Raw genomic sequence first — 23591 nt, forward strand, 5'->3', positions numbered from 1 at the left:
AACTCTCCCATGATCCGTAATTAGTTAGTACACTAATCATTATGGCACGAGGCAAATCTGACACCGCAGGCGACACCCCGGCCGGAGCCAAGGGCTTCGGGGGTCTCGTCGAGCGGATGAACCGCAAGCTCTTCCCCTATCTCGGCCCGCCCCCGCTCGGCCCCTACGACGAGGCGCCGCCGCAGCCGTCGTCCGAGCGCGCCTGCCCGCTGTGCGGCCAGCCGATGTCGTTGCACGAGATCGACCGCTCCGGCGAGCGCACCCAGCTGTACTGCCCGACCGCCGCCGCCTGACCCTCTTCCTTTCCCCTCACCCCAATGCAGGATTCACCCTCCCCAATGCCGGACTTCAGCCGGTCGGGGCGTCGATCCGTCGGGGGATTGCCGGCCTGACGGCGGGGTCTCCTGCATCGGGGAGGGGGAGGGGCTCAGTCGAGGGTGCGCAGGATGTCGGCGCGCACCTGCGCGAGCTGCGCGCGCAACTGGTTCACGGTCGCCTCGGGCAGTGCGCGCCGGGCGGCGTAGGAGCGCAGATCGGTGCGCAGCTGCTGGCGGAACTCAGTGAGCAGCAGGTCGGCGTCGCGCAGCGCCCTCGTCGCGCCCAGGTGGGCGTCGACGGTCACGTTCGCGGTGCGCCCCGCCGCCCGCGCCTCCTGCTTGGCCTGACGCGCGGCCGAGGCGAGGTCGGCCTTCATGCTCTTCATCGCCTGGTTGACCCCGGCGCGCACCTCGTCGGCGAGGCGGCGCACCGAGTCGGTGACCTCGTCCTCGATCGCGTCGAGGTCGCCCTCGCGGCTCGCGAGCTCGGCGCGGCCGGCGTCCGTGATCGCGTAGACGGTCTTGCGGCCCTCCGTCGTCTTGGTCACGAGGCCCTCGTCCTCGAGCTTCGCGAGCCGGGGGTAGATCGTGCCGGCGCTCGGGCTGTAGGTTCCGCCGAAGCGGTCGCTGAGCGCCTGGATGAGCTCGTAGCCGTGGCGCGGCTCCTCCGCGAGCAGGCTCAGCAGGTAGAGGCGCAGGCGGCCGTGCGCGAAGACGGGCGGCGTCATGCGGATGCCCCGTCCGAGGCGGTTCCGTCGGCGGCGGCTGCGGGCGCGGCGGCGGGGTCGACGAAGCGGCGCACGACGGAGACGTCTCCCGAGACCGAGTTGGCCGCGACATCCACCCACTGCCCGGCCAGCTCGCCCGTGCTCAGTGTGTAGGTGGAGCCGCGCACGCCGCTGACGGAGTGGTTGTCGAGCTGCAGCTTTCCCGACACGGTGTTGACCTTGTAGTGGGCGGGCACGCCCTCGTCGAGGCGCACGGTGAGGTCGCCGCTCACCGTGTTGGTGCGGATGCGGTCGGGGATGCCGAGCACGTCGAGGAAGACGTTGCCCGAGACCCCGTCGGAGGTGAAGCTGCTGAGCTCGCCCTGGGCCATGATGTCGCCGCTCACGGTGTGGGCGGTGACCCGGCCCGTGTGGTTGCGCGCCGAGAGCTCCCCGCTCACGCTGTTGAGCTCGAGGTCGCCCGTGACGTCGTCGATGACGATGTCGCCGCTCACGGTGCTGATGCGGGCGTCGGTGACGAGGCCCGAGACGAGCGCGTTCGCCGAGACCACGCCGAACTTGAGCGCCACGTTGCGCGGCACCATAACGCTGATGTCGGCCCGCGCGCTGCCCCGGAAGGTGCGGAAGACCTCGATGAAATTGTCCCAGCGCAGCTGCGGGTGGTCGATCTCGAGGCGGTCGCCGTCGATCTCGATGCGCAGCTCCTTGCCCGACACCGAGTGCACCTCGATGCGCGCGCCGGGCTCGTCGTGCCCGATGATGTCGACTTTGCCGGCGATGAGGCCCACCGTGAGCGAACGCACGAGTTCGAGGTCGATGATGCGGGGTTCGGTGAGCAGCCACTTCTGCAGGGCCATGAGTCACTCCTTCTCTCTCTTATACGTCTGTTCTCTGTCGTGTCTGTCGTCGGCGATCGATGGATGCCGCGAATCCTGTCTCTCGCGATATATCGCGAGTTATGAGACAACACGATATATCGCGTTTGCGGAGTTCGCAAGTCATCCGGGGAATTCCCGCTTGACATTGACGCAACGTCAAGCTCTAGCGTGGGTCTCACCGCGGAGACGCCGCGGGCTCCGCCGACGGCGATGCCGAGGGCGGCGGCGCCGCGGACGGTGCGGCAGCGGGCAGGAAGGCGAGGGGCGATGGACTGGCCGATCCACGAGATCGCCCGTGTCGCGGGAACGACGAGCAGAACGCTCCGTCACTACGGCGACATCGGCCTGCTCGAGCCGAGCCGCATCGGCGGCAACGGCTACCGCTACTACGACGAGGCGGCCCTCGTGCGCCTGCAGAGGATCCTGATGCTGAGGCAGCTCGGCCTCGGGCTGCCGGCGATCGGCGACATCCTCGAACGGCAGGCGGATGCCGGGCACGCCCTCCTGAGCCACCTCCGGTGGCTCGAGCAGGAGCGAGACCGGCTGGCCCGGCAGATCGCGTCGGTGGAGAAGACGATCCAGGCATTGGAAGGAGGTGAACGACTCATGGCGGAGAACATGTTCGACGGCTTCGACCACTCCCGCTACCGGGAGGAGGTCGAGGAGCGGTGGGGCACGGAGGCGTACGCGAGAAGCGACGCCTGGTGGAGTGCGTTGAGCCCGGCGCAGAAGAAGGACTGGATGCAGCACGTGCAGCTGCTCGTCCGCGACTGGAGCGAGGCCGCGGCGAGCGGCATCGCGCCGGAGAGCGACGAGGCGCAGACTCTCGCCCGGCGGCAGTTCGAGTGGCTGGCCGGCGTGCCCGGAACCCCGGGGAGCGGCACGACCGGGCCGACGAAGGAGTACTTCGTGGGCCTCGGCGAGATGTACGTGGCCGATCCGCGATTCGGCGCGAACTACGGCGGCCAGGCCGGCGCCGAGTTCGTGCGCGACGCGATGCGCGTCTACGCCGACCGCGAGCTCTAGTCGCTGCGAGCTCTCGCCGTTGCGAGCTCTCGTCGCAGCGAGAGGGCTAGGGCCGCTCGCGATCGTGGTCGGCGTGCACGTCCTGGTGTGCGGTGGCCGGATCGCGGGTCGGCCGGCGGCGGTAGCCGTCGCGAGCCACGCCCACGATGCTCGCGGCGACGGCCCAGGCGCTCAGGGCGATGAGGGTTGCGAAGAAGACGAACACGATGCTCCTTTCGGCACGGTGCGGCGGGGACGGGGTGATGGTCGGGTGCTCGTGCGGTCGGGGCAGCCGTGCGTGTCGGGGCGGTCGCGAGTGCTGCGACTGCTGCGAATGCTCGGATGGCGGCGTCCGCCGGGCGCGGGTCAGTTCGCGGGGCTGTCGAGCGCGGGCGTGGAGGGGGCTGCAGACCCCTCCAGCGCTGTCTCGAGCTCGGATGCCGCGGCATCCTTCTCTCGGATCGGCACGGTCAGCAGCGGGATCGTCCAGTTGCACAGCGGCCCGATGAGCACGGCGAAGAGCAGCGTGCCGATGCCGGCGTTGCCGCCCATGAGCCAGCCGGCGAGCAGCACGGTGGCCTCGACCATCGTGCGGCCCACCCAGATCGGCCAGCCGGTGCGGGCGTGCAGGCCGGTCATGAGCCCGTCGCGCGGGCCGGGGCCGAAGCGCGCCCCGATGTAGAGGCCGGTCGCGATCGCGAGGGCGAGGAGGCCGCCCGCGAAGAGCAGGATGCGGGCCCACAGCTCGAGTCCCTCGGGGATGAGCCAGAAGCCGAGATCGGCGGCGGGCCCCACGACGATCACGTTGAGCACGGTTCCGATTCCCGGCTTCTGGCGGAGCGGGATCCAGAGCAGCAGCACGACGGCTCCGACGACGACCGTGATGAGGCCGAAGCCCCAGCCGGTGAGATTGTCGATGCCCTGCGTGAGGGCGTCCCAGGGGGAGACGCCGATTCCCGCGCGCACGATCATGGCGATCGCCACCCCGTAGAGCACGAGGCCGATGGAGAACTGAACGATACGCCGGGTCACAAAGCAATCCAATTGTACAATTGGCCTTCTAACAAGAAGCCAATTTCGATAGAGTGGACTGATGACACCGGTCCAGCTCTCCGCTCGCGCCCTCGACACGCTCCTCGGCGACTGGCGTGGCGCGGCTCCCGCGTACCAGGCGCTCGCCGACAGGCTGAGGCTCCTCACGATCGACGGTCGCATCCCCATCGACACCCGGCTGCCGGCCGAGCGCGAGCTCTCGACGGTGCTCGGCCTGAGCCGCACGACCGTGGCGGCCGCCTACCGCGAGCTGCGCGAGGCCGGCTTCCTGCAGAGCGTGCGCGGCTCGGGCAGCGCCATCCGGCTGCCCGGCACGATCCCCATCCAGACGGCGTCCACCGCGACCGCGCCCGGAGTGATCGACTTCACCAAGGCCGCGCTGCCGGCGGCGCCCGGGCTCGCGGATGCCGCGGCACGGGCGGCCGCGAGACTGCCCGCCCACCTCGGCGATCCCGGCTACGACCCCGTCGGCCTCCCGGAGCTGCGCGCGGCCATCGCCGAGGGCTACACCGAGCGCGGGGTCCCGACCGGCGCCGAGCAGATCATGGTCACCGTCGGCGCCCAGCACGCCATCGCCCTCCTTGCGCGTGTGCTGCTCGGCCGCGGCGACCGCGCGCTCATCGAGACGCCCACCTACCCGCACGCCTACGAGGCGCTCCGCGTCGCCGGGGCGCGCCTCGTGCCCGTGAGCGTGAGCGCCGACTTCGGAGCGCACGGTGACGAGCCCGGCTGGGACGAGACGGCGCTCATGCAGAGCCTGCAGCGCAGCAACCCGGCGCTCGCCTACCTGATGCCCGACTTCCACAACCCCACTGGTCAGTCGATGCCCCTCGCCCAGCGCGAGCGGCTCCTGGCCACCGCCGCACAGCAGGGCACCGTCGTGATCGCCGACGAGACGGCCGCACAGCTCGACATCGACAGGGTGGGCGATTTCCCGCCGCTGGCGGCGCTGGGGGATGCCGTGACCATCGGCTCGGTCGGCAAGACGCTGTGGGGCGGCATCCGTCTCGGCTGGATCCGCGCCGAGCGCCCGCTCATCCGCAAGCTCGTGGCCGCCCGGGCCTCGGGCGATCTGGGAACGCCCATCCTCGAGCAGCTCCTCGTGAGCGAGCTGCTGCCCGAGCTCCCGCAGATCCTCGAGACCCGTCGTCGGCAGCTGCGCACCGGTCGCGACCACCTCGTCGAGCGCCTCGGCGAGGCCTTTCCCGACTGGCGCGTGCCCGAGCTGCACGGCGGGCTGTGCGCGTGGGTCAGCATCGGCAGCCCCGTGAGCTCTCAGCTCGCGCTCGCCGCCCGCAACCACGGGCTCGTGATCGCGGCGGGCCCGCGCTTCGGCATCGACGGGGCCTTCGAACGGTTCCTGCGCGTTCCGATCGGCTACAGCGTCGAGCACGTCGACCAGGTGGTAGACGCGCTCGGCCTCGCCTGGCAGTCGTTGCTGCGGCATCCGGTCGCCGATGCCGGGTACCTGGCCGAGGTCGTCTAGCTCGTATCGACACAGGCGCCCGGCGCCAGAACAGGGTCGATTCTGCGACATCCCGCTCAGGATGCCGCGGCCGCGCGTGTCGCCTGACCCGCCCTGCTCGGCATCCGCCGCACGGCCCCGCACAACGGGTGGAGTGTTCTTGCATGGCCGGATGAGATAATCAGCGCGTCAGGCAGCGCCGCCGACACCCACAGCACCTGCCGCGTCCGCGGCGCACCGCACCCGCCCAAGGAGACCCCTGTGTCGTTCCTCGCCGTCCTGAGCATGAAGAACCGTGCACTCATCGCTCTCGTGACGATCGTCGTCGCGATCTTCGGAGGCCTGGCCCTCACGAGCCTCAAGCAGGAGCTCGCGCCCTCGATCCAGTTCCCGCAGCTCGCGATCCTCACCACCTACCCGGGTGCGGCGCCCGAGGTCGTCAACGACGACGTGAGCACGCCCATCGAGACGGCGATCCAGGGTGTTCCCGGCGTCGAGAGCACGAGCGCGACCTCGAGCACCAACCTCTCCCTCATCTCGGCGACCTTCACCTACGGCACCGACCTCGCGACGGCCGAGCAGAAGATCGACCAGGCGATCAACCGCATCTCGTCGCAGCTGCCCGAAGACCTCGACCCGCAGGTGATCAGCGGAAGCTTCGACGACCTGCCCGTGCTGCAGATCGCGATCACCAACGACGGCGACGAGAAGGCGCTCGCCGACCAGCTGCGCAGCTCGACCCTCGGCGACATCGAAGACGTCGCGGGCGTTCGCGAGGCCCAGCTCATCGGCGCCCCGGGCCAGCGTGTCGCGATCACCCCCGACGACGCCGAGCTCGCGAGCCGCGGCCTCACGAGCCAGGACGTGCGCGACGCCATCTCGCAGAACGGCGTGCTGCTGCCCGCGGGCGAGATCACCCAGGACGACCGCACCTTCGCGGTGCAGACCGGCTCGAAGCTCGACTCGGTCGACGAGATCTCCGCGCTGCCCATCGTCTCGCCGGGCTCCCCCGAGGTCACGACGATCGGGGATGTCGCGACCGTCGAGCTCACCGACGACCCGACCACCTCGATCTCCCGCGTCGACGGCAAGCCCGCGCTGACGATCGCGATCACGAAGCTCCCGGCGGCCAACACCGTCGAGGTGTCGAACGCCGTGCGCGACGTCCTGCCCCAGCTGCAGGACTCGATCGGCGACGGGGCGAGCTTCACGATCGTCTTCGACCAGGCGCCCTACATCCAGCAGTCGATCGAGTCGCTCGCGACGGAGGGCCTGCTCGGCCTCGTCTTCGCGGTCATCGTCATCCTCGTGTTCCTGCTGTCGATCCGCTCCACCCTGGTCACCGCGATCTCGATCCCCACCTCGGTGCTCATCACCTTCATCGGCATGCAGGCCGCCGACTACACGCTCAACATCATCACGCTCGGCGCGCTCACGATCGCGATCGGGCGCGTCGTCGACGACTCGATCGTCGTCATCGAGAACATCAAGCGGCATCTCGTCGCGGGGGCCGACCGCGCCAAGACGATCATCGAGGCCGTGCGCGAGGTGGCCGGCGCGATCACCGCCTCCACGATCACGACGGTCGCCGTCTTCCTGCCGATCTCCTTCGTCGAGGGCACGACGGGCGAGCTGTTCCGGCCCTTCGCCCTCACCGTCACGATCGCCCTGCTCGCCTCGCTGCTCGTGGCGCTCACGATCGTGCCCGTGCTCGCCTACTGGTTCCTGCGGCCGCCGAAGGCCCGCGCGCACTCCGCCGACCCGGCCGAGACGCCGATCGTCGAGCACGCTCCGGCGCTCGTCGGTGCTGGTGCCGGCGTCGGTGCGGGCGCCGCCGCCGCGGGCTCGGCGGATGCCGGCACCCGCCTGCTCGCCCAGACCGCGAACCCGGCCACGGGAGCCATCCCGACCGCCGGTTCTGGCGCGGGTGCTGCCCCCTCGCGCCGCGCACGCCGCGCGAGCCCGGCCGGCGCCGTCGACCTCGACGAGGTGCCCACCCGACTGCAGCGCGGCTACCTGCCGATCATCCGCTGGACCCTCAAACACGCCGCCGTCACCCTCATCCTCGCGGTGCTCGTGCTCGGCGGAACCATCGCCCTCGTCCCGAGCATGAAGACCAACTTCCTCGGCGACTCCGGCCAGAACACGCTGTCGGTCACGCAGACCCTGCCCGTGGGCACGAGCCTCGAGGCGCAGGATGCCGCGGCATCCGTCGTCGAGGGCAAGCTGCGCGACATCCCGGGCATCGAGACCGTGCAGCTGTCGATCGGCTCGAGCGGGAGCTCGCTGCGCGACGCCTTCGTGGGAGGCGGCTCGGGAACGATCAGCTACTCGATCACCACAGACCCCGACGTCGACCAGGTCGCGCTGCAAGACACCGTGCGCGCCGAGCTCAACGGCATCCAGGGCGCGGGCGAGGTCACCCTCGCGGCGTCGGGCGGCTTCGGCGCCTCGGGCGACATCGCGATCGACATCACGGCCAGCGACCAGGCCGATCTGCAGACCTCGGCCGACGCCATCCTCGACGCCGTCTCCGGCCTCGACGGCGTCAAGCAGGCCACGAGCAACCTGAGCGAGTCGCGCCCCTACATCGCCGTGACGGTCGACCGGGATGCCGCGGCCGCCGCCGGGCTCAGCGAGGTCGCGCTCGGCAGCATCGTCTCGCAGATCATGCAGCCCACGACGATCGGCTCCATCGTGATCGACGAGACGACTCTCTCGATCTATCTGCAGACGGAGAACCCGCCGACGACCGAGGACGAGCTGGCGTCCGCCCAGATCCCGACCATCGCCGGGCCCGTCGCCCTCGACACGCTCGCGACGGTCGAGCAGGTCGACGGACCCGCGACGATCACGACCTCGCGCGGCCTGCGCACCGCGACCGTCTCGGTGACGCCCAACAGCGAAGACCTGGGAACCGCGAGCGCCGAGGTCTCCGACGCCATCGCCGGCGTCGAGCTCCCGGGCGGCGCCTCGGCCGAGCTCGGCGGCGTCACGGCCGACCAGGACGAGGCCTTCCAGCAGCTCGGCATCGCGCTGCTGGCCGCCATCCTCATCGTCTACATCGTGATGGTCGCGACCTTCCGCTCGCTCCTGCAGCCGCTGCTGCTGCTCGTCTCGATCCCCTTCGCGGCGACCGGCGCGATCGGCCTGCAGGTCATCACGGGTGTTCCGCTCGGCGTCTCCTCGCTCATCGGCGTGCTTATGCTCATCGGAATCGTCGTGACGAACGCGATCGTGCTCGTCGACCTCGTGAACCAGTATCGAGACAAGGGGCTGGAGGTGCGCGAGGCGCTCGTGCTCGGCTCGTCGAGACGTCTGCGGCCCATCCTCATGACGGCGCTCGCCACGATCTTTGCGCTGCTGCCCATGGCGATCGGCCTCACGGGCCACGGCGGCTTCATCTCGCAGCCGCTCGCGCTCGTCGTGATCGGCGGGCTCGTGTCGTCGACGCTCCTCACCCTCATCGTGCTGCCCGTGCTGTACTCGGTCGTCGAGGGCCCGCGCGAGCGCCGCCGGATCCGCCGCGAAGAGCGCGCCGCCGCCGCTGCCCGGCAGGACGCCCCGAAGCCGCCGCAGCTCGCGATCGCCGCGGGTGTCGGCGCCGCCGCCGGTTCGGGTGCCGGTGCCGGTGCTGGTGCCGTCGCCGCCGGTTCCCCGACTGCTGATACGGCGATTCAGGCCGGCGTTTCCGATCCCTCGTCGGCCTCGTCGGCGATTCGGGCCGGCGACAACGGTGCCGATGTCACAAAGCCGGTATCAGAGGCATCCGAGGCGGCTGCCGGCGCAAGCCGGTCTGAATCGTCGTCGGAGCCGTCGGAGCCGTCGGAGCCGTCGGAGCCGTCGAGCCTTCCGGTCTCCGAGCCCGAGCTGCCGTCGGGTGACGGCGGCGAGGCGCCGGACGAGCCCGAATCGCCGTCGGACGGGTTCTCCGCTTCGCCCGACGAGAACCCGGAGAGGTAGCGCGATGGCGACACCCGATTTTGTGCTCGCCCTGCGCGAGAAGATCGGCAACGACCCGCTCTGGCTGTCGGGGGTCACAGCGGTGGTCGTCCGCGATGCCGAGGTGCTGCTCGTGCGTCGCGCCGACAACGGCGAGTGGACTCCCGTCACCGGCATCATCGACCCGGGCGAGCAGCCGGCGACCGCCGCGGCGCGCGAGGTGCTCGAGGAGGCCGATGTGGTCGCGGAGCCCACCCGCCTCGCCTGGGTGCAGGTGACGCATCCCGTCGTCTACCCCAACGGCGACCGCTCGCAGTACATCGACCTCGTCTTCCGCTGCGACTACGTCTCGGGCGAGCCCCACCCCGCCGACGGCGAGAACACGGATGCCGCGTGGTTCCCGCTCGACGCCCTGCCGCCCCTGTCGCCCAACATGCTCGAGCGTGTGCGCCGCGCGCTGCCCGCGACGGGCGAGGCCGCCTTCCTCCGCTGAACCGCGCGCCGGCCCCGCCGGCTCGGCGCGCCCTGTCCCGAGGTGTACTCGCCTACCCTCGTGGCACGCACGAATCCTCGTGGCACGCACAAATCCCCGTGGCACGCGACTTTCCACGTGCCCTGAGTGCTTTCACGTGCCCCGAGGGCGTTCGCCTGCGGCGAGGGCTCGGTGCAGGAACTCGGCGACGGCCGCGCGCATCGTCTCGTCGAGGATGCCGATCGAGTGGTCGGCGCCCGGGACGACCATCAGGCGCGATTCGACGCCCGCGGCGCTCAGGGCCGCCGCGAAGTCCTTCGACTGCGAGAGGGGCACGAACTCATCGAGCGAGTGCCCGATGAAGACGGGCGGGTCGCTCGCGTCGATGTGGGTGAGGGGAGAGGCATCCTTCGCCGCGGGGCAGTCGTCGAAGCTCTCGCAGCCGAGGTAGCTGAGCACGCTCAGCACGAGGCCGTCGGGGGCGTTCTCGAGGGCGGCGGCGCTCAGCTCGACGGGGCCGGAGAGCTCCGCGACGGCCGCGACCCGCGAGCCCTCGGTGAGCTCGCCCTCGCCGTCGAGCCCCAGGAGCGCGGCGAGGTTGCCGCCCGCCGAGCCGCCGAACGCCGCGATGCGGGTGGGGTCGATGCCGTACTCCTGCGCGTTCGCGGGCTCGCGCGCCCACTCGAGCGCGAGGCGCAGGTCGTCGAGCGCGGCGGGGAAGACGGCGTGGGGTGCGAGGCGGTAGTCGACCGAGAGCGCGACGAAGCCCTCGGAGGCGAGCCACTCGCAGACGCTGCGCCAGTCGGGGTTGCCCTTGTCGCCGCGCGCCCAGCTGCCGCCGTGGATCGACAGCACGGTCTCGCGGGCGATGCTCTGCTCCGTGTCGCCCGTGTCGCCCGTGTCGCCGGTGTCGCCGGTGTCGCCCGTGGCTGCGTCGCTTCGGTCTGTGCCGGCCTGTTCCGTATCGCCCGTGTCCGCGTCGCCGGGCCCGGGCGTCGACGATCCGCCCGGGCCTGCCGCAGATGCGTCGGTCGCGGGTGCGTTGGTCGCGGATGCGTCTGCCGCGACATCCGGGGGCGTGCACACGTCGAGGGTCAGCAGCACGCCGTCGTTCGAGGTGCCGTAGACCACGTCGGGGTCGACGGTGATCCCCGCGGGCGGTTCGAAGGTGCGGATGCCGATGCGCTCGCTCGTCGTGAGCTCGCTGTTCTCGGCCCCGGCCGCCGGCTGCTCGAGCTCGCGCACGCCCGTGTGGAAGCCGGAGAGCGCGATGACGCCGACCGCAGCGGCGAGGACGGCCGCGCTCGTCACGAGGACGGTACGTCGGGTTCGGGTCTTCATCGGGCTCCGTGGGGCGAAGGAAACTCCGGTTGCTCGCGGGGCGTCAGGAGTGTGACGAGCGTGGAGTGTGTGACGAGAGTAGATCACGTTTCGTCCGCGGCCAACTTTTCGCGGCATCCTGTGTGCTGTGGGGCTCTCAACAGGGATTCCGGGTGGTGGTGGAGGGTCGTGTCGTGCCCGCCCGCACGGCTGCCGCGAATCCCGTGCTGGTGTTCGGCGCCATGATCCGGTAACGTAGGTCGGTCGGCTCTAGACACCGCGAAATGTATCGCGGATGGGTTTGTAAGTCTGGTGGGCCGGTTTCGCAGCATTTCGCTGGCGAATAGTCACTGTATGTGAAACGGCCCCGGTCGAGGACTGCCCGGGATCTCAGTTGCGCAGCACCGAGAGTGCGTTCGCGTAGTTCTGCCATGTACCAAATCCCAACCCAGGAATATGTCTATGCCCAAGAACAAGAAGCCCGCCGGCGCACGCCCGGCCAAGAACTACGATCCCTCCTACGCCCGCGGCGGTCGCGGTGCGGCCAGCGCGGCCCCGAAGTCGGGAGCCCGCAGCCCCGGCCACCGTGGCTACCGCCCGGTGGAGGAGGTTCCGAAGAAGGCCCGCTGGAGCGCCGAGGAGCGCGCCGCGACCGGTCGCGGACCCCGCCGTTCCGACGGCGCCGCCGCCGAGACGCGCGCCCCGCGTCGCGAGTACGACGACCGCCCCGCACGCGGTGGCTACGACCGCGACGATCGCGCGCCCCGCCGCGACTACGGCGATGCCCGTCCGGCCCGCCGCGAGTACAACACCGCCGAGCGCCCGACGCGCAGCTTCGACCGCACGGACCGCACGGACCGCCCGGCCCGCACGGACCGCGCCACTGGTGGCGACCGCCCGGCTCGCGGCTACGATCGCGACGACCGCGCGCCTCGCCGCGACGCCGGCGCCGACCGCCCCGCCCGCGGCTACGATCGGCCCACGCGCAGCTTCGACCGCCCTGACCGTACCGATCGCCCGGCGCGCAGCTTCGATCGTGACGACCGTGCCCCGCGCCGCGACGCCGGCACGGATCGCCCCGCCCGCGGCTTCGACCGCGACCAGGCCCCGCGCCGTGACTTCGGCGCCGACCGCCCCGATCGCCCGGCCCGCCGCGAGTACAACACCGATCGCCCGGCGCGCGGCTTCGACCGCGACCAGGCTCCCCGCCGCGACTTCCGCGCCGACCGCCCGGCGCGCAGCTTCGATCGTGACGACCGTGCCCCGCGCCGCGACTTCGGCGCCGACCGCCCCACGCGCAGCTTCGACCGCGACGACCGCGCGCCCCGCCGTGACGGCGATCGCCCCGGCTTCCACAGCAGCGACCGCAGCTCCTCGCAGTTCTACCCGAGCCGCGACGAGAAGGCGCGTTTCACTCCGCAGGATGACGTCGTGCTCGAGCGCCTCGAGGCCGACGCGATCCTCGCGACCGACGTCGAAGGCGTGACCTTCGCCGACCTGGGCCTCGGCGGCAACATCGTGCGCGAGCTCGCCGAGCTCGGCGCCGCCCTGCCGTTCCCGATCCAGGCCGCGACGATCCCCGATGTGCTCGCCGGCAAAGACGTGCTCGGCCGCGGCCGCACCGGATCCGGCAAGACCATCGCCTTCGGCGCCCCGACCGTCGAGAAGCTCATGGAGAACGGCGGCGGCAAGCGCCGCCAGCCGGGCCGCAGGCCCCGCGCGCTCATCCTCGCGCCGACCCGTGAGCTCGCGCTGCAGATCGACCGCACCGTGCAGCCGATCGCTCGCGCCGTGGGCCTCTTCACGACCCAGATCTACGGCGGCGTTCCCCAGCACCGCCAGGTGGGCGCGCTGCAGCGCGGCGTCGACATCGTGATCGGCACCCCCGGCCGCATCGAAGACCTCATCGAGCAGGGCCGCCTCGACCTCAGCGAAGTCACCATCACGGTGCTCGACGAGGCCGACCACATGTGCGACCTGGGCTTCCTCGAGCCGGTGCAGCGCATCCTGCGTCACACCGCGGAAGGCGGACAGCGCCTCCTGTTCTCGGCCACCCTCGACAAGGGCGTCGCCACGCTCGTTCACGAGTTCCTCGTCGACCCGGCGGTGCACGAGGTCGCCGGCGAAGACCAGGCCTCCAGCACGATCGACCACCGCGTGCTCGTGATCGAGCACCGCGACAAGGGCGCCATCATCGAGCAGCTCGCCGACCGCAACGGCAAGACTCTCGTCTTCGCCCGCACACGCGCCTTCGCCGAGCAGCTCGCCGAGCAGCTCGACGACGCCGGCATCCCCGCCGTCTCCCTGCACGGAGACCTCAACCAGTCCCGCCGCACGCGCAACCTCGAGAAGCTCACCTCGGGTCGCGTGAACGTGCTCGTCGCCACGGATGTCGCAGCCCGCGGCATCCACGTCGACGACATCGACCTCGTGATCCAGGCCGACGCGCCCGACGAGTACAAGACCTACCTGCACCGCTCGGGCCGCACGGGCCGCGCCGGCAAGCAGGGCACGGTCGTGACCCTCATCCCGAAGCAGCGTCGTCGCCGTATGGACGAGCTGCTCGGCCGCGCCGAGATCGAGGCGGACTACGCCTCCGTCGTGCCCGGCGACGCGGTGCTGAGCGAGCTCGCTCGCCTCTAGCCGACCGTCGTCGCGCTGCGCGGCATCCTCGCGGCACGTAAAAGTCCCGCCGGCCCCTGAAATTTCACGGGCCGGCGGGACTTTTACGTGCCGCGACTTCTGCCGGGCGGGGGCGTGCCGCGCGACTCAGGCCATACGCGTGAGCACGAAGATCGGGATCGGCCTCTCGGTCTTCGTCTGGTAGTCGTCGTACGAGGGCCAGGTCGCGGCAGCCCGCTTCCACCAGAGCGCCTTCTCCTCGCCCGTGACCTCGCGGGCGGTGTAGTCGTGCTTCTCCGCGCCGTCCTGCAGCTCGACGTGCGGGTTCGCCACGAGGTTGTAGTACCAGACCGGATGCTTCGGGGCACCGCCGAGGGAGGCCACGACCGCGTACTCGCCCTCGTGCTCCACGCGCATGAGCGCCGTCTTGCGCAGCTTGCCGCTCTTCGCGCCCACCGAGGTCATGACGATGATGGGGCGGCCCTGCAGCGTGTTGCCTGCGGCGCCGTTGCTGCTCTCGAAGGTCTCGACCTGTTTGCGGGACCATTCGGCGGTTCCCGGCTCGTACTCTCCAGTCAATGGCATGGCTGTTCAGCCTTTCGTTGTGGTGTCAGCTCTATCCTCTCTCGAATCGTCGAGATCGAGGAGCCTCAGCACCTGTCGGGCCCGCCGCCGCGATGCCGGCAGCCCGGGTGCGGGGTCGAGGCCGAGCAGCCGTCTGCGGTGGGGCTCGCCGAGCAGCAGGGAGTAGAGCTGCTCGGCGGTGGCGGTGGCGGTGGCGGTGGCGGTAGTGGTGGTGGCGGCGCTGGTGCTGGCGGCGGTGTCAGCGGCGGTGGCGCGGTCGCGGGAGCCGCGGTCGCCGTGCGGCCCGAGGTGCTCGTGCAGCAGCGCGATCGTGCGCTCCGGCCCGTTCCGGTAGAAGTCGGCGGCGAGGGCGGGCGAGCGCACCGACTCGGCGACGATCAGCCGGTGCAGGCCGATGGCGTCGTCGGAGAGCAGTGTGTGCACGACGTGAGCCGCGACATCCTGCAGGGAGTCGTGATCGGCCGACGCGCGCAACCCGTCTTGCAGCGCGCTGATGGCCGCCGTGAAGATGCAGGCCTTGTCGCCGAAGTAGCTGTAGATCGTGCGTTTGCTCACATGGGCCGCCATCGCGATGTCGTCGAGGGTCGTCGCCTCGAAGCCCCGTTCGAGAAAGAGCCGCACGGCTGCGTCGAGCACGATCTGCCGTCGTCGAGCACGATCGCCGGATGCCGGCCGCCCCCGTTTCACGACCGTGGGAGCCGTGTGCGGGGCGGCGGTCGCCGCCGGGGCGCGGGTCGCGGGAGTGCCGGTCGCGGGAGTGGCCGCGGGTGCTCTGTCCATGAGTACAATGATACCGTTCAGTGTTATTAACCGTCACCACGGCCATCGACCGCCACCGAGCCCGACGGGCTCGCGCGACGCGGTCTCGCCGCAGACCGGGAGGAATCGTGCGCATACTGCATGTCGCCATCGCGGACGACTGGGAGGCCTGCCGCCAGTTCGGCGAGTACTCCGTGTCGACGAGGCACAAGACCTTCGACGACGTCGGGTTCATCCACGCCTCGACCGCCCGACAGCTCCGGGGCACGGTCGACCGGGTCTTCGGCGATCTCGGCCTCCCCCTCGTGGTGGCCGTCATCGACCTCGACGCGCTCGCGGCCGACGGCATCGAGGTGCGGTGGGAGGCGTCCGACGACGAGGTCTTCCCGCACATCTACTCGCCCATCCCCATGGATGCCCCGACCGTCGTCGCGGAGCTTCACGCCCTCCGCGGCCCCGACGGCTACGTGCTTCCCGACGTCTCGGCCTACGACGTCGTGGAGGAGGCGCCCCGGCTCGGCTGAGGAGGCCTGGTTGCCTGATTGTCTGGCGGCCTGGTTGCCTGGCGGCCTGGTTGCCCGGGAGGCGTCCGGCCGCTCCGGTGAAGTGCGGCCGGCCACGGTGATGGCGCACGAGACCCGGCGTCCGCTCCGGCGGGCTGCACTGCACGGCGTCCCGTTCCATCCGGGTGCGGCAGAGCTCGGTCCAGGTGCGGCAGAGCTCCGGCGGACGCCCGCGCGAACCCGCTGCCCGCCCGTCGCGAACCCACCGTGAACCCGCCGCGCGCCCACTGCGCACTCATCCCGCGCCCATCGCGAACCCACCGTGCACCCACTGCGCACCCACTCCGCCCCCCCACATCCGCCGAAAGTCGGCGGTTCCCGGGGGTTGTCCGCGGATTCCCCGAGGGTTACTCTGTGCGTGTCGGCGCGATGAGGCGCCGCTCACCCGATTCGGATCATGACTGATGCGCGCGGCATCCAGCCGCTTCTCGACGACGAGACCCTCGCTCTCAGCGACGGGGGCCTCGAAACCGCGCTCATCTATCTGCGGGGCATCGAGCTGCCGCTGTTCGCCGCCTGCGAGCTGCTGCTCACGCCCGAGGGGCGCCGCGAGCTCGCCGACTATTACGTGCCCTATGCGCAGCTCGCGGCAGACACCGGTCTCGGTTTTGTGATCGACACCGCGAGCTGGCGCGCGAACCACGACTGGCTCGAGCGGCTCGGCCACGACTCCGACGACGTGCGGAGGGTCAACCTCGCGGCCGCCGCGTTCGCGCGAGCCGTGCGCGACTGCTTCGCCGAGCGGGTGTCGCCTCTGCTGATCGCCGGCGTCGTGGGGCCGCGCGACGACGGCTACCGCCCGGGCCGGCTGCAGTCCACCGACGAGGCCGAGTGCTACAGCGCCGAGCAGATCCGTGCGCTCGCCGACGGAGGGGTCGACTTCATCAGCGCCCTCACCGTGAACTACGTCGACGAGGCGATCGGCATCGTGCGCGCCACCCGAGCGGTCGGCCTGCCCGCGGTCGTCTCGTTCACGGTCGAGACCGACGGCGCACTCGCCGGCGGAGCGTCACTCGGCGCCGCGATCAGAGCGGTGGATGTCGCGACCGACGCCTATCCCTCGTTCTACCTGGTCAACTGCTCCCACCCCACCCACCTTCCGCCCGAGCTGTGGCGGGGCGAGCCGTGGACGCACCGGGTGCGCGGCTTCCGGGCCAACGCCTCCCGGCGCAGTCACGCCGAGCTCGACGAGGCGCACGCCCTCGACGCGGGCGACCCGGCCGAGCTGGGCGAGCAGCTGCGGCGGCTGCGGCGGGCCATGCCGTGGCTCAGCTACCTCGGAGGCTGCTGCGGCACCGACATCCGTCACCTGACCGCGATCGCGCAGGCCTGCGTGCCTGCCGTGCCTTCGTCTGCGTCGGTCTCGCCCGGTGCTGCTCCGGCGTCCGCCTCGTCCGGTGCTGCTCCTGTCGTCGGTCCTGCTCCTGTCTCGTCTGACGCTGCTCCGGCGTCCGTCTCGTCTGGTGCTGCTCCTGTCGTCGGTCCCGCTTCTGTCTCGTCTGGTGGTGCTGCTCCGGCGTCCGCCCCGTTCGGTGCGGCTCCGGCGTCCGCATCGTCTGACGCTGCTCGGGCGTCCGCATCGTCTGGTGGTGCTCCTGTCGTCGGTCCCGCTCCTGTCGTCGGTCCCGCCCCCGTCTCGCCCGCCGCCCCCGTTTCTGTCGGTCCCCTCTCGTCCACTGCTGTTCCCGTTCCCGCCCCTTCTTCTCCTTCCCCTGCCGTTCCCACTTTCTCCCGCCCTTCGTCTGGTCGCTGATCCTGCCGCTGGGCTCACCGCTCACGACGGCGTGCCGACCAGGGCGGATTCCGTGACACGCGAGCTCGGCGGCATCCCTGTCGGGATGTCGCCGAATCGAGCCTGTTCCGTCGCCCGGCCGGGCCGAGCGCGGGCGTCGCGGATAGGCGTCAGGCGGTGGCGAGCAGCCCCGCGGCGCCGATCGCGAGAACGAGCCCCACCCATTGCACCGGGGCCACGCGCTCCTTGAGCACGATGCCGGCGAGGATGATCGTGCCCGCCGGGTAGAGCGCCGTGAGCACCGAGACGACGCTGAGGTCGCCCGAGCGCAGAGCGATGAGGAACACGACGTTCGCGAGGGCGTCGACGAGCCCGCAGCAGATCGCGAGCAGGAGGCCGGGGCGCCAGCCGCCCGACGCGGCAGCCGGTGCGGCGTCGGCCTCACCCGGCGACGCGAGCACGCGCGCCCGAGCTCGCAACCGCGCGACGAGCGCGAGCACCGCGACCGTGCCGAACATGATGACGCCGTTGACCGCGCGGTTGAGCACGAGAGGCACGAGCCCCGAGTCGGTGGGCGTCAGGTCGATGAGGATGAGGAAGACGCCGATCATCGCGCCCGAGCCGATCGCCATCAGGATGCCGCGCAGACTCGGTCGCACGGCTCCGCGTTCCGGCACGAACCCGACGAGCACAACGGCGACGAGCGCGACGCCGAGGGCCAGATAGCCGAGCGGCCCGAGCGTCTCCCCGCCGGCAAGCCCCCAGGTCATGGGCACGATCGCCGACACGACGGCGGTGAGTGGCGAGAGGATGCTCATCGGCCCGATCGCGAGGGAGGCGTAGAGCAGCGAGATCGCGAGCGCGCCGCTCACCCCCGACAGCCCGCCCCAGAGGACGGCGGCGGGCGACCAGGCCCCGCCGATGAACGCGAAGGCGATGAGCAGGCCCACGAGCCCGGATGCCGCGCCGATCGCCGTGACCCGGATCGGGCTGATGCGTTTCGACGCGAGGCCGCCCAGGAAGTCCGCCGCGCCGTAGACGAGGGCGCCGGTGAGTCCCAGCACAGCGGTGAACATCGGCTCAGCCTATCGGCGGCGGCTCGCTCCGGCCCGCCGCGGCCCGCTCGGGCTCGCTCCGGCCCGCTCCGGCCCGCTCGGGTCGCGTCGCGCGGAGTCACCCCAGTACGATGGGGGTTCTGACGAGCGGAGGTGAATCGATGGCCACACGGTGGGCGCGGTTCGCTCGCGGCTGGCTGGCCGCCGTCGTCGCGACGTTCGTCGCCGCCTTCTCGCACGCCGTCGCCGGCGGCGGGGTGCCGAGCGCCCTGGCGATCGTGCTCTCGCTCGCCTTCTCGGGCATGGTGTGCGTGGCGCTCGCCGGCCGCACGCTCTCGAGGGTCCGGCTCGCGGCATCCGTTCTGCTCAGCCAGCTGGCCTTCCACAGTCTTTTTATGCTCGGCGGTTCGACGCTGCGCATCGGCGGGGCGGTCGCGCACGACCACACCGACCCGATCGGCTCGTTCGAGAGCCAATTCGCGGCGCACAGCGCGGCGGCCGAGCACTCGCAGCACCTCGGGGGCGATCAGGGCATGGTGATGGCCCACGTCGTCGCCGCGATCCTCACCTTCTTCGCGCTCCGTCACGGCGAGCACGCCTTCTGGAGCCTCTTCGCGTCGGCGCGGCTGAGCCTCGGTGTGCTGCTCGACGCGTCGTTCGCGAACGCGCCGGTCGACGTTCCGCCGTCGGTGCCGTCCGCCGGCTTCCGGGTCTTCGTGCCCCGGGAGCTGCGTCTCGTTCTCTCCCGGTTGCGTCACCGCGGTCCGCCGCTCCGGCTCGCGCTCAGTCTCTAGCGCGCGCCCGTCCGTCATCCGTCGGCCGGGCGAGCGCCTGCGCGCAGCCCTCCGAACTGTTTGTGACGACCCCTTTACCTGGAATGAGACCCTTCCGATGACTGAATTCATCAACCCTGCTGCCTCCGCCAACCCGTCCGGCCCTGCCGGCGACCGCCCCGTCCGTCCGTCCCGCCGGGCGAAACGCTCCGGCCTGTCCACGAGCGTGAAGGTCGTGTCCGCTCTCGGCGCGGGTGCCGCTCTCGCACTCGCCGCACCGCTCGCCGCGAGCGCGCACGTCTCCGTGTCACCGTCGTCGACGGCTGCCGGCTCGAGCTCGATCCTGACCTTCTCGGTCGGGCACGGATGCGAGGGCTCGCCGACCACGAAGCTCACGATCGACATCCCCGAGGACATCCTCTCGGTGACACCGGTGATCAACCCGGGCTGGGACATCGAGAAGGTGACCGTCGATCTCGAGGTTCCCGCGACCGACAGCCACGGCGAGGCGGTCACCCAGCGCACGGGCCAGGTCGTCTACACGGCGAAGACCCCGTTGAGCGAGGGCTTCCGCGACTCGGTCGCCATGCAGGTCACACTGCCGGAGGGCGAGGCCGGCGACACGCTCGTCTTCCCCGCCCTGCAGACGTGCGAGGTCGGCGAGACCGATTGGGCCAACCTGCCCGAGGCCGGCTCGACCGAGGAGCCGGAGGATCCGGCCCCCATCGTGACGCTCACGGCTGCCGAGGCCGAGGGTGACGGCCACGGCGGCGGCCACGGCGGAACCGCCGAGACGGTCTCCGACGACCACGGCGACGAGGATGCCGCGGCCGCGACCAGCACGAGCACCGACGACGTGCTCGCCCGCGTGCTCGGTCTCTCCGGTCTCGTCGTCGGCGTCGTGGGTGTCGTCATCGCGATCGTCGCGACCCGTCGCCGCCCGGAATCGCGCTGATCGTGGGCGTCCCCGGAAAGCGCGCGACCATCGTCGGCGTCCTGACCGCGATCGCGGCCGCCGCCCTGCTGGGGCTCTCCGCGAGCCCTGCGCAGGCGCACAACTCCCTCGTCTCGTCGACGCCCGCCGCGGGCTCGGTCGTGACCGAGCAGCCGGGCACCTTCGTCATCACGACGAACGATACACTGCTCGATCTCGACGGCACGGGCGGCGGCTCGGCCATGCAGGTGAGCGGGCCGAGCGACGACGTGCGCTATTACGGGGACGGCTGCGCCTCGGTCGAGGGCGCCTCGCTCCTCGCCGACATCCAGCTCGGGCAGCCGGGCGAGTACACGCTCATCTGGCAGGTGGTCTCGACCGACGGGCATCCCGTCTCGAACGAGTTCACCTTCACCTGGGCGCCGGCGGCGGGCGTCGAGCTCGCCGAGGGGTCGGCGACGCCGCCGGTGTGCCCGGGATCCGAGGGCGAGGCGGGGGCGTCGAACGGCTCCGGCGACACGGATGCCGCGAACCCGGGCGATTCGGCGAACTCGGGCTCCACGGCCGAGCAGCCGTCGAGCGACGTGTTCTGGATCCTGGGCGCGATCGTGCTCGTGATCGTCGCGGGCGGTGTGACGCTGCTCGCGCTGCGTCGCAAGCCCGATGACCGCGCCTCAGGCGGCGCGCCGACGGGCCGAGGCCCCGAGGGGAGCGCCTCCGGAGGCACACCGCCCGAGGGGTGATCTGCGGGTCATCCGCGCCCGTCGAATGCGCCGATGTGTGCCGAGCGCGGGTTTGTTCTCGAGCGACGAGCATCTACGAGCCGCGCTCGAGAACAACCCCGCGCCCGACGTCTGACGTCCCGGTCGAGCACGGTTGGATGCCGAACGCGCGGGTGTGCCGGGCGCCGGTGTGCCGGGCGCGGGTGTGCCGGGCGCGGGTGTGTTCTCGAGCGACGAGCGTCTACGGGCTGCGCTCGAGAACAACCCCGCGCTCGAGAACAACCCCGCGCTCGGCGGTTACCCCGCGCTCGGCGGCAGCCCCGACCCCGAGCGCGAGCCCGACCCCGACCCCGAGCGTGAGACCCGAGCGCGAGACCCAACCCCGAGCGCGAGACCCGACCCCGAGCGTGAGACCCGAGCGCGAGGCGCGAGCGCCCTCCTATTCGGCGAAGAGCAGCGCGATCGAGGCGGCCCCGGCGAGCACTCCCGTGATGATGAGCACCCAGCCCGTGATGCGCACGGCGCGGCCGTCGTGGGTGGGGGTGTGGAAGCGGCAGCGCTCGGGATGCCGGTCGTCGTAGAAGATGACGAGGTCGTCGACATCCGGCAGCTCGGCGAGCTGGATCGGCGTGATCGGCAGCTCGTACAGCTCGCGGTCGGTCGCGAGCCAGCGCACCCGGAGGCCCTCCTCGTCGTCGATCACGGCGGCGCTCGTCTCGACCCAGCGTCGAGCGCCGATGCCGATCGAGATGCCGATGATCAGGAAGAGGGCTCCTGCGACGAGGCCGATCCAGGTGAAGAGCTCGACGATGAGGGATATCGCTGCCAGCCCGCTCGTCACCCTTCCGAGTTTAGGTCGTGCGAGGCAGGGGTCGCGTCAGCGCGCAGCCGTCGTGTCAGGAGTCCAGCGTGAAGACGAAGTAGGCGCCGCGGTCGTCGTGCACGATCCGGGCCCGGCCGGCGAACGCCGCGAAGTCGCCCGTGCCCGCGTTCGGGATGATGTAGCCGAACGCCGAATCATCGCTCGGATGCTGCAACGCCCCGTGATGCACGGTGAACGAGCCGCTCCGGCCGTCGTCGAGTGCCCCCGTGATGCGTTCCGCCGCGAGGTATCCGCGGCTCTCCTCGTCGCCCGAGTGGACGAAGTGCGCGATGCTCTCGCCCACGAGCCCTTCCGTGTAGCTCTTGCGCATCGTGACGGCGCCGATCCAGTCGCCGTCGAGGGCGGGCAGCTCCGCGTCATCCCAGCCGGTGACCTCGAAGCGCGCCGTGATGGTCTCTGTTCCGCTCATGCTCCTCACGGTACGTGCGCCGTTTTTTCGCGTCTTGAACTTTCACGACGACGCCCCGCCCCCGTCGCCGAGATGACGCGAATCGTTGCACAGCGGCTCGCCGGACGCGTTTTCACAACGATTCGGGTCATCTCGCTGACTCGGCTGAGGAGGCGGAGGTACGGTCGAGGGGTGTGGAGGCGGATGGCTGCGGCAGCGGGCGCGACGGGCGTCGCCCTGGCGATGACGTCGTGCATCGGGCTGCCTCGGGCGGCCTGCCCCGCGATCGGCTGGCTGAACACGGCGACCGTCGTCGTCGAGGATGCCGGCCACCTGGTCTCGCGCCTCGAGTTCTGCATCGACGAGGCCTGCCATTCCGCGCAGGGGCCCGAGGAGACGGTCCGTGGCGCGACGGGCGGTCCCACCACGACCGGCGCCCCCGGCGCCCACGCGGGGGACGACGCGGATGCCGCGACGGGGCCGGGTGCCCAGGCCGACTCGGGTGCCCAGGCCGACCCGGATGAGCAGGCCGACCCGGATGCGCCGGCCGCCGGCTCCACGCGGGTGTGGACGCTCGACCTCATGATGACGGCCCCGGACGAGGTGCTCGTGTGGGCCCTCGACGCGGGCGGCGACATCCTGCACGAGCAGAGTTTCGCGCTCGACTGGGCCCGCGTCGGCGGCTCGGAGGAGTGCGGCGGCCCGGCGCGCGCGGATCCGCTGTTCCTGACCGTCGGGTGATCGCCGAGTGGTCGCCGCGTGACGATCGGATGCCGGTCTCCCCGGTCGATCGAGGGCGTCGACGGTCGACGAGGGTGACGTGTCATCCGTGGTGTTCGTGATGCTGTAAGAAGGGATGGTTGCGGCAACCCGGCGCATCCCTCTCTCAACGAAAGGCGACCATGCTCATCGCAGCCTGGATTGTCACCGCTCTGCTCGCACTCGTCTTCCTCGGCTCCGGAGGGGCCAAGGCCTTCATCGCCAAGCCGAGGCTCCAATCGCAGATGGGCTGGGTGAACGACTACTCGGCGACCTCGGTGAAGGCGATCGGCATCCTCGAGATCATCGGCGCCTTCGGGCTCGTGCTGCCCGTCGCGACGGGCATCGCCCCGATCCTGACCCCGATCGCCGCTCTCGCCCTCGTCGTCATCATGATCGGCGCCACCGTCGTGCACGCGCGTCGCGGAGAGACGGCGCTCGCCATCTCCAACTCGGTGCTCGTGCTCCTGCTGCTGTTCGCGGCGGCCGCCTGGCTGTTCTGGGTCTGAGCGCGACGGGCGCGCTGGGCGCCGAGCGCGGTGGGTGCCGGGCGCGCTGGGTGCCGAGCGCGCTGACGACGTCTCCCCGCCGGTCGGGACGCTCCCGGTTTCCACAGGCTCGAGCGGCGGCCGGCCC

Annotated in this window: 23 protein-coding genes; 13 read left to right on the plus strand and 10 right to left on the minus strand. The window is 71.3% G+C overall.

Annotated features, from left to right (window positions below; translation table 11 throughout):
* The first annotated feature begins 41 nt into the window (after positions 1 to 41).
* Positions 42 to 293, plus strand: coding sequence for a hypothetical protein (locus tag CLV54_RS02710; RefSeq protein WP_100343399.1), 252 nt, complete (start codon positions 42 to 44; stop codon positions 291 to 293).
* Positions 294 to 427: 134 nt separating this feature from the next.
* Here CLV54_RS02710 and CLV54_RS02715 read toward each other — a convergent pair whose 3' ends face one another.
* Both CLV54_RS02715 and CLV54_RS02720 read right to left on the minus strand, forming a co-directional pair.
* Positions 428 to 1045, minus strand: a complete 618-nt coding sequence (locus CLV54_RS02715; protein ID WP_100343400.1) for a PadR family transcriptional regulator — start codon at positions 1043 to 1045, stop codon at positions 428 to 430.
* Positions 1042 to 1902, minus strand: a complete 861-nt coding sequence (locus tag CLV54_RS02720; protein ID WP_100343401.1) for a DUF4097 family beta strand repeat-containing protein — start codon at positions 1900 to 1902, stop codon at positions 1042 to 1044. The genes CLV54_RS02715 and CLV54_RS02720 overlap by 4 nt, the downstream gene beginning before the upstream one ends.
* 288 nt (positions 1903 to 2190) lie before the next feature.
* On the opposite strand from CLV54_RS02720, the gene CLV54_RS02725 reads away from it, so the two are divergent.
* Positions 2191 to 2949 (plus strand): MerR family transcriptional regulator, encoded by a 759-nt coding sequence (locus CLV54_RS02725; RefSeq protein ID WP_100343402.1) that lies wholly within the window; start codon positions 2191 to 2193, stop codon positions 2947 to 2949.
* A 46-nt stretch (positions 2950 to 2995) separates the two neighbouring features.
* Here the strand turns inward: CLV54_RS02725 and CLV54_RS17350 are convergent, their stop codons facing one another.
* Entirely contained in the window at positions 2996 to 3154 is a 159-nt protein-coding gene (locus CLV54_RS17350; RefSeq protein ID WP_157802781.1) for a hypothetical protein, read from the minus strand.
* Between the two features lie 140 nt (positions 3155 to 3294).
* A complete protein-coding gene (gene yczE / locus CLV54_RS02730; RefSeq protein ID WP_211294417.1) occupies positions 3295 to 3960 on the minus strand; it encodes a membrane protein YczE in 666 nt (221 codons plus the stop codon).
* Between the two features lie 61 nt (positions 3961 to 4021).
* Here yczE and yczR point away from each other — a divergent pair, with 61 nt between their 5' ends.
* The 3 genes from yczR to CLV54_RS02745 all read left to right on the plus strand — a co-directional run bounded on the left by yczR (position 4022) and on the right by CLV54_RS02745 (position 9881).
* Positions 4022 to 5467: a MocR-like transcription factor YczR gene (gene yczR / locus CLV54_RS02735; RefSeq protein WP_100343403.1), complete on the plus strand. Its 1446-nt coding sequence runs from the start codon at positions 4022 to 4024 to the stop codon at positions 5465 to 5467.
* 240 nt (positions 5468 to 5707) lie between these two features.
* On the plus strand, positions 5708 to 9409 hold the full coding sequence (locus tag CLV54_RS02740; protein ID WP_100343404.1) for an efflux RND transporter permease subunit: 3702 nt from the start codon (positions 5708 to 5710) through the stop codon (positions 9407 to 9409).
* A gap of 4 nt (positions 9410 to 9413) precedes the next feature.
* On the plus strand, positions 9414 to 9881 hold the full coding sequence (locus CLV54_RS02745; RefSeq protein ID WP_100343405.1) for an NUDIX hydrolase: 468 nt from the start codon (positions 9414 to 9416) through the stop codon (positions 9879 to 9881).
* A 132-nt stretch (positions 9882 to 10013) separates the two neighbouring features.
* Here the strand turns inward: CLV54_RS02745 and CLV54_RS02750 are convergent, their stop codons facing one another.
* Positions 10014 to 11201, minus strand: coding sequence for an alpha/beta hydrolase (locus tag CLV54_RS02750; RefSeq protein ID WP_100343406.1), 1188 nt, complete (start codon positions 11199 to 11201; stop codon positions 10014 to 10016).
* Positions 11202 to 11642: 441 nt separating this feature from the next.
* On the opposite strand from CLV54_RS02750, the gene CLV54_RS02755 reads away from it, so the two are divergent.
* The gene (locus tag CLV54_RS02755; protein WP_100343407.1) at positions 11643 to 13823 is read left to right on the plus strand and encodes a DEAD/DEAH box helicase; all 2181 of its coding nucleotides are present in this window, start codon (positions 11643 to 11645) and stop codon (positions 13821 to 13823) included.
* Positions 13824 to 13949: 126 nt separating this feature from the next.
* Here the strand turns inward: CLV54_RS02755 and CLV54_RS02760 are convergent, their stop codons facing one another.
* Positions 13950 to 14387, minus strand: coding sequence for a nitroreductase family deazaflavin-dependent oxidoreductase (locus tag CLV54_RS02760; protein ID WP_100343408.1), 438 nt, complete (start codon positions 14385 to 14387; stop codon positions 13950 to 13952).
* Between the two features lie 6 nt (positions 14388 to 14393).
* Positions 14394 to 15167, minus strand: coding sequence for a TetR/AcrR family transcriptional regulator (locus CLV54_RS02765; RefSeq protein ID WP_100343409.1), 774 nt, complete (start codon positions 15165 to 15167; stop codon positions 14394 to 14396).
* A 107-nt stretch (positions 15168 to 15274) separates the two neighbouring features.
* Here CLV54_RS02765 and CLV54_RS02770 point away from each other — a divergent pair, with 107 nt between their 5' ends.
* Both CLV54_RS02770 and CLV54_RS02775 read left to right on the plus strand, forming a co-directional pair.
* Complete coding sequence (locus CLV54_RS02770) at positions 15275 to 15670, plus strand: DUF952 domain-containing protein (RefSeq protein ID WP_211294418.1); 396 nt, start codon at positions 15275 to 15277, stop codon at positions 15668 to 15670.
* Between the two features lie 436 nt (positions 15671 to 16106).
* Entirely contained in the window at positions 16107 to 17462 is a 1356-nt protein-coding gene (locus CLV54_RS02775; protein WP_100343410.1) for a homocysteine S-methyltransferase family protein, read from the plus strand.
* 149 nt (positions 17463 to 17611) lie between these two features.
* On the opposite strand, the gene CLV54_RS02780 is transcribed toward CLV54_RS02775, so the two are convergent.
* Complete coding sequence (locus tag CLV54_RS02780; RefSeq protein ID WP_100343411.1) at positions 17612 to 18517, minus strand: EamA family transporter; 906 nt, start codon at positions 18515 to 18517, stop codon at positions 17612 to 17614.
* 140 nt (positions 18518 to 18657) lie between these two features.
* Here CLV54_RS02780 and CLV54_RS02785 point away from each other — a divergent pair, with 140 nt between their 5' ends.
* From CLV54_RS02785 to CLV54_RS17660, 3 genes are all read left to right on the plus strand, one after another.
* Positions 18658 to 19290, plus strand: a complete 633-nt coding sequence (locus CLV54_RS02785; RefSeq protein WP_100343412.1) for a hypothetical protein — start codon at positions 18658 to 18660, stop codon at positions 19288 to 19290.
* 97 nt (positions 19291 to 19387) lie between these two features.
* Complete coding sequence (locus CLV54_RS02790; RefSeq protein WP_100343413.1) at positions 19388 to 20224, plus strand: YcnI family copper-binding membrane protein; 837 nt, start codon at positions 19388 to 19390, stop codon at positions 20222 to 20224.
* 2 nt (positions 20225 to 20226) lie between these two features.
* Positions 20227 to 20946 carry a copper resistance CopC family protein gene (locus CLV54_RS17660; protein ID WP_100343414.1) on the plus strand — a complete coding sequence of 240 codons (720 nt, stop codon included), beginning with the start codon at positions 20227 to 20229 and terminating at the stop codon, positions 20944 to 20946.
* A gap of 418 nt (positions 20947 to 21364) precedes the next feature.
* Here CLV54_RS17660 and CLV54_RS02800 read toward each other — a convergent pair whose 3' ends face one another.
* A complete protein-coding gene (locus tag CLV54_RS02800) occupies positions 21365 to 21766 on the minus strand; it encodes a sortase (RefSeq protein ID WP_100343415.1) in 402 nt (133 codons plus the stop codon).
* 55 nt (positions 21767 to 21821) lie between these two features.
* Positions 21822 to 22217, minus strand: a complete 396-nt coding sequence (locus tag CLV54_RS02805) for a DUF3224 domain-containing protein (RefSeq protein ID WP_100343416.1) — start codon at positions 22215 to 22217, stop codon at positions 21822 to 21824.
* A 183-nt stretch (positions 22218 to 22400) separates the two neighbouring features.
* Here CLV54_RS02805 and CLV54_RS02810 point away from each other — a divergent pair, with 183 nt between their 5' ends.
* Positions 22401 to 22937: a hypothetical protein gene (locus tag CLV54_RS02810; protein WP_100343417.1), complete on the plus strand. Its 537-nt coding sequence runs from the start codon at positions 22401 to 22403 to the stop codon at positions 22935 to 22937.
* Positions 22938 to 23098: 161 nt separating this feature from the next.
* Positions 23099 to 23464, plus strand: a complete 366-nt coding sequence (locus CLV54_RS02815) for a DoxX family protein (protein ID WP_100343418.1) — start codon at positions 23099 to 23101, stop codon at positions 23462 to 23464.
* Positions 23465 to 23591: the final 127 nt, after the last annotated feature.

Source organism: Compostimonas suwonensis, assembly GCF_002797855.1.
GTDB lineage: Bacteria > Actinomycetota > Actinomycetes > Actinomycetales > Microbacteriaceae > Compostimonas > Compostimonas suwonensis.

Coding starts and splice junctions, on each gene's coding strand:
- CLV54_RS02710 (WP_100343399.1), top strand. CDS start 42: ATGGCACGAGGCAAATCTGACACCGCAGGCGACACCCCGGCCGGAGCC.
- CLV54_RS02715 (WP_100343400.1), bottom strand. CDS start 1,045: ATGACGCCGCCCGTCTTCGCGCACGGCCGCCTGCGCCTCTACCTGCTG.
- CLV54_RS02720 (WP_100343401.1), bottom strand. CDS start 1,902: ATGGCCCTGCAGAAGTGGCTGCTCACCGAACCCCGCATCATCGACCTC.
- CLV54_RS02725 (WP_100343402.1), top strand. CDS start 2,191: ATGGACTGGCCGATCCACGAGATCGCCCGTGTCGCGGGAACGACGAGC.
- yczR (WP_100343403.1), top strand. CDS start 4,022: ATGACACCGGTCCAGCTCTCCGCTCGCGCCCTCGACACGCTCCTCGGC.
- CLV54_RS02745 (WP_100343405.1), top strand. CDS start 9,414: ATGGCGACACCCGATTTTGTGCTCGCCCTGCGCGAGAAGATCGGCAAC.
- CLV54_RS02750 (WP_100343406.1), bottom strand. CDS start 11,201: ATGAAGACCCGAACCCGACGTACCGTCCTCGTGACGAGCGCGGCCGTC.
- CLV54_RS02755 (WP_100343407.1), top strand. CDS start 11,643: ATGCCCAAGAACAAGAAGCCCGCCGGCGCACGCCCGGCCAAGAACTAC.
- CLV54_RS02760 (WP_100343408.1), bottom strand. CDS start 14,387: ATGCCATTGACTGGAGAGTACGAGCCGGGAACCGCCGAATGGTCCCGC.
- CLV54_RS02765 (WP_100343409.1), bottom strand. CDS start 15,167: ATGGACAGAGCACCCGCGGCCACTCCCGCGACCGGCACTCCCGCGACC.
- CLV54_RS02775 (WP_100343410.1), top strand. CDS start 16,107: ATGACTGATGCGCGCGGCATCCAGCCGCTTCTCGACGACGAGACCCTC.
- CLV54_RS02780 (WP_100343411.1), bottom strand. CDS start 18,517: ATGTTCACCGCTGTGCTGGGACTCACCGGCGCCCTCGTCTACGGCGCG.
- CLV54_RS02785 (WP_100343412.1), top strand. CDS start 18,658: ATGGCCACACGGTGGGCGCGGTTCGCTCGCGGCTGGCTGGCCGCCGTC.
- CLV54_RS02790 (WP_100343413.1), top strand. CDS start 19,388: ATGACTGAATTCATCAACCCTGCTGCCTCCGCCAACCCGTCCGGCCCT.
- CLV54_RS02805 (WP_100343416.1), bottom strand. CDS start 22,217: ATGAGCGGAACAGAGACCATCACGGCGCGCTTCGAGGTCACCGGCTGG.
- CLV54_RS02810 (WP_100343417.1), top strand. CDS start 22,401: ATGGCTGCGGCAGCGGGCGCGACGGGCGTCGCCCTGGCGATGACGTCG.
- CLV54_RS02815 (WP_100343418.1), top strand. CDS start 23,099: ATGCTCATCGCAGCCTGGATTGTCACCGCTCTGCTCGCACTCGTCTTC.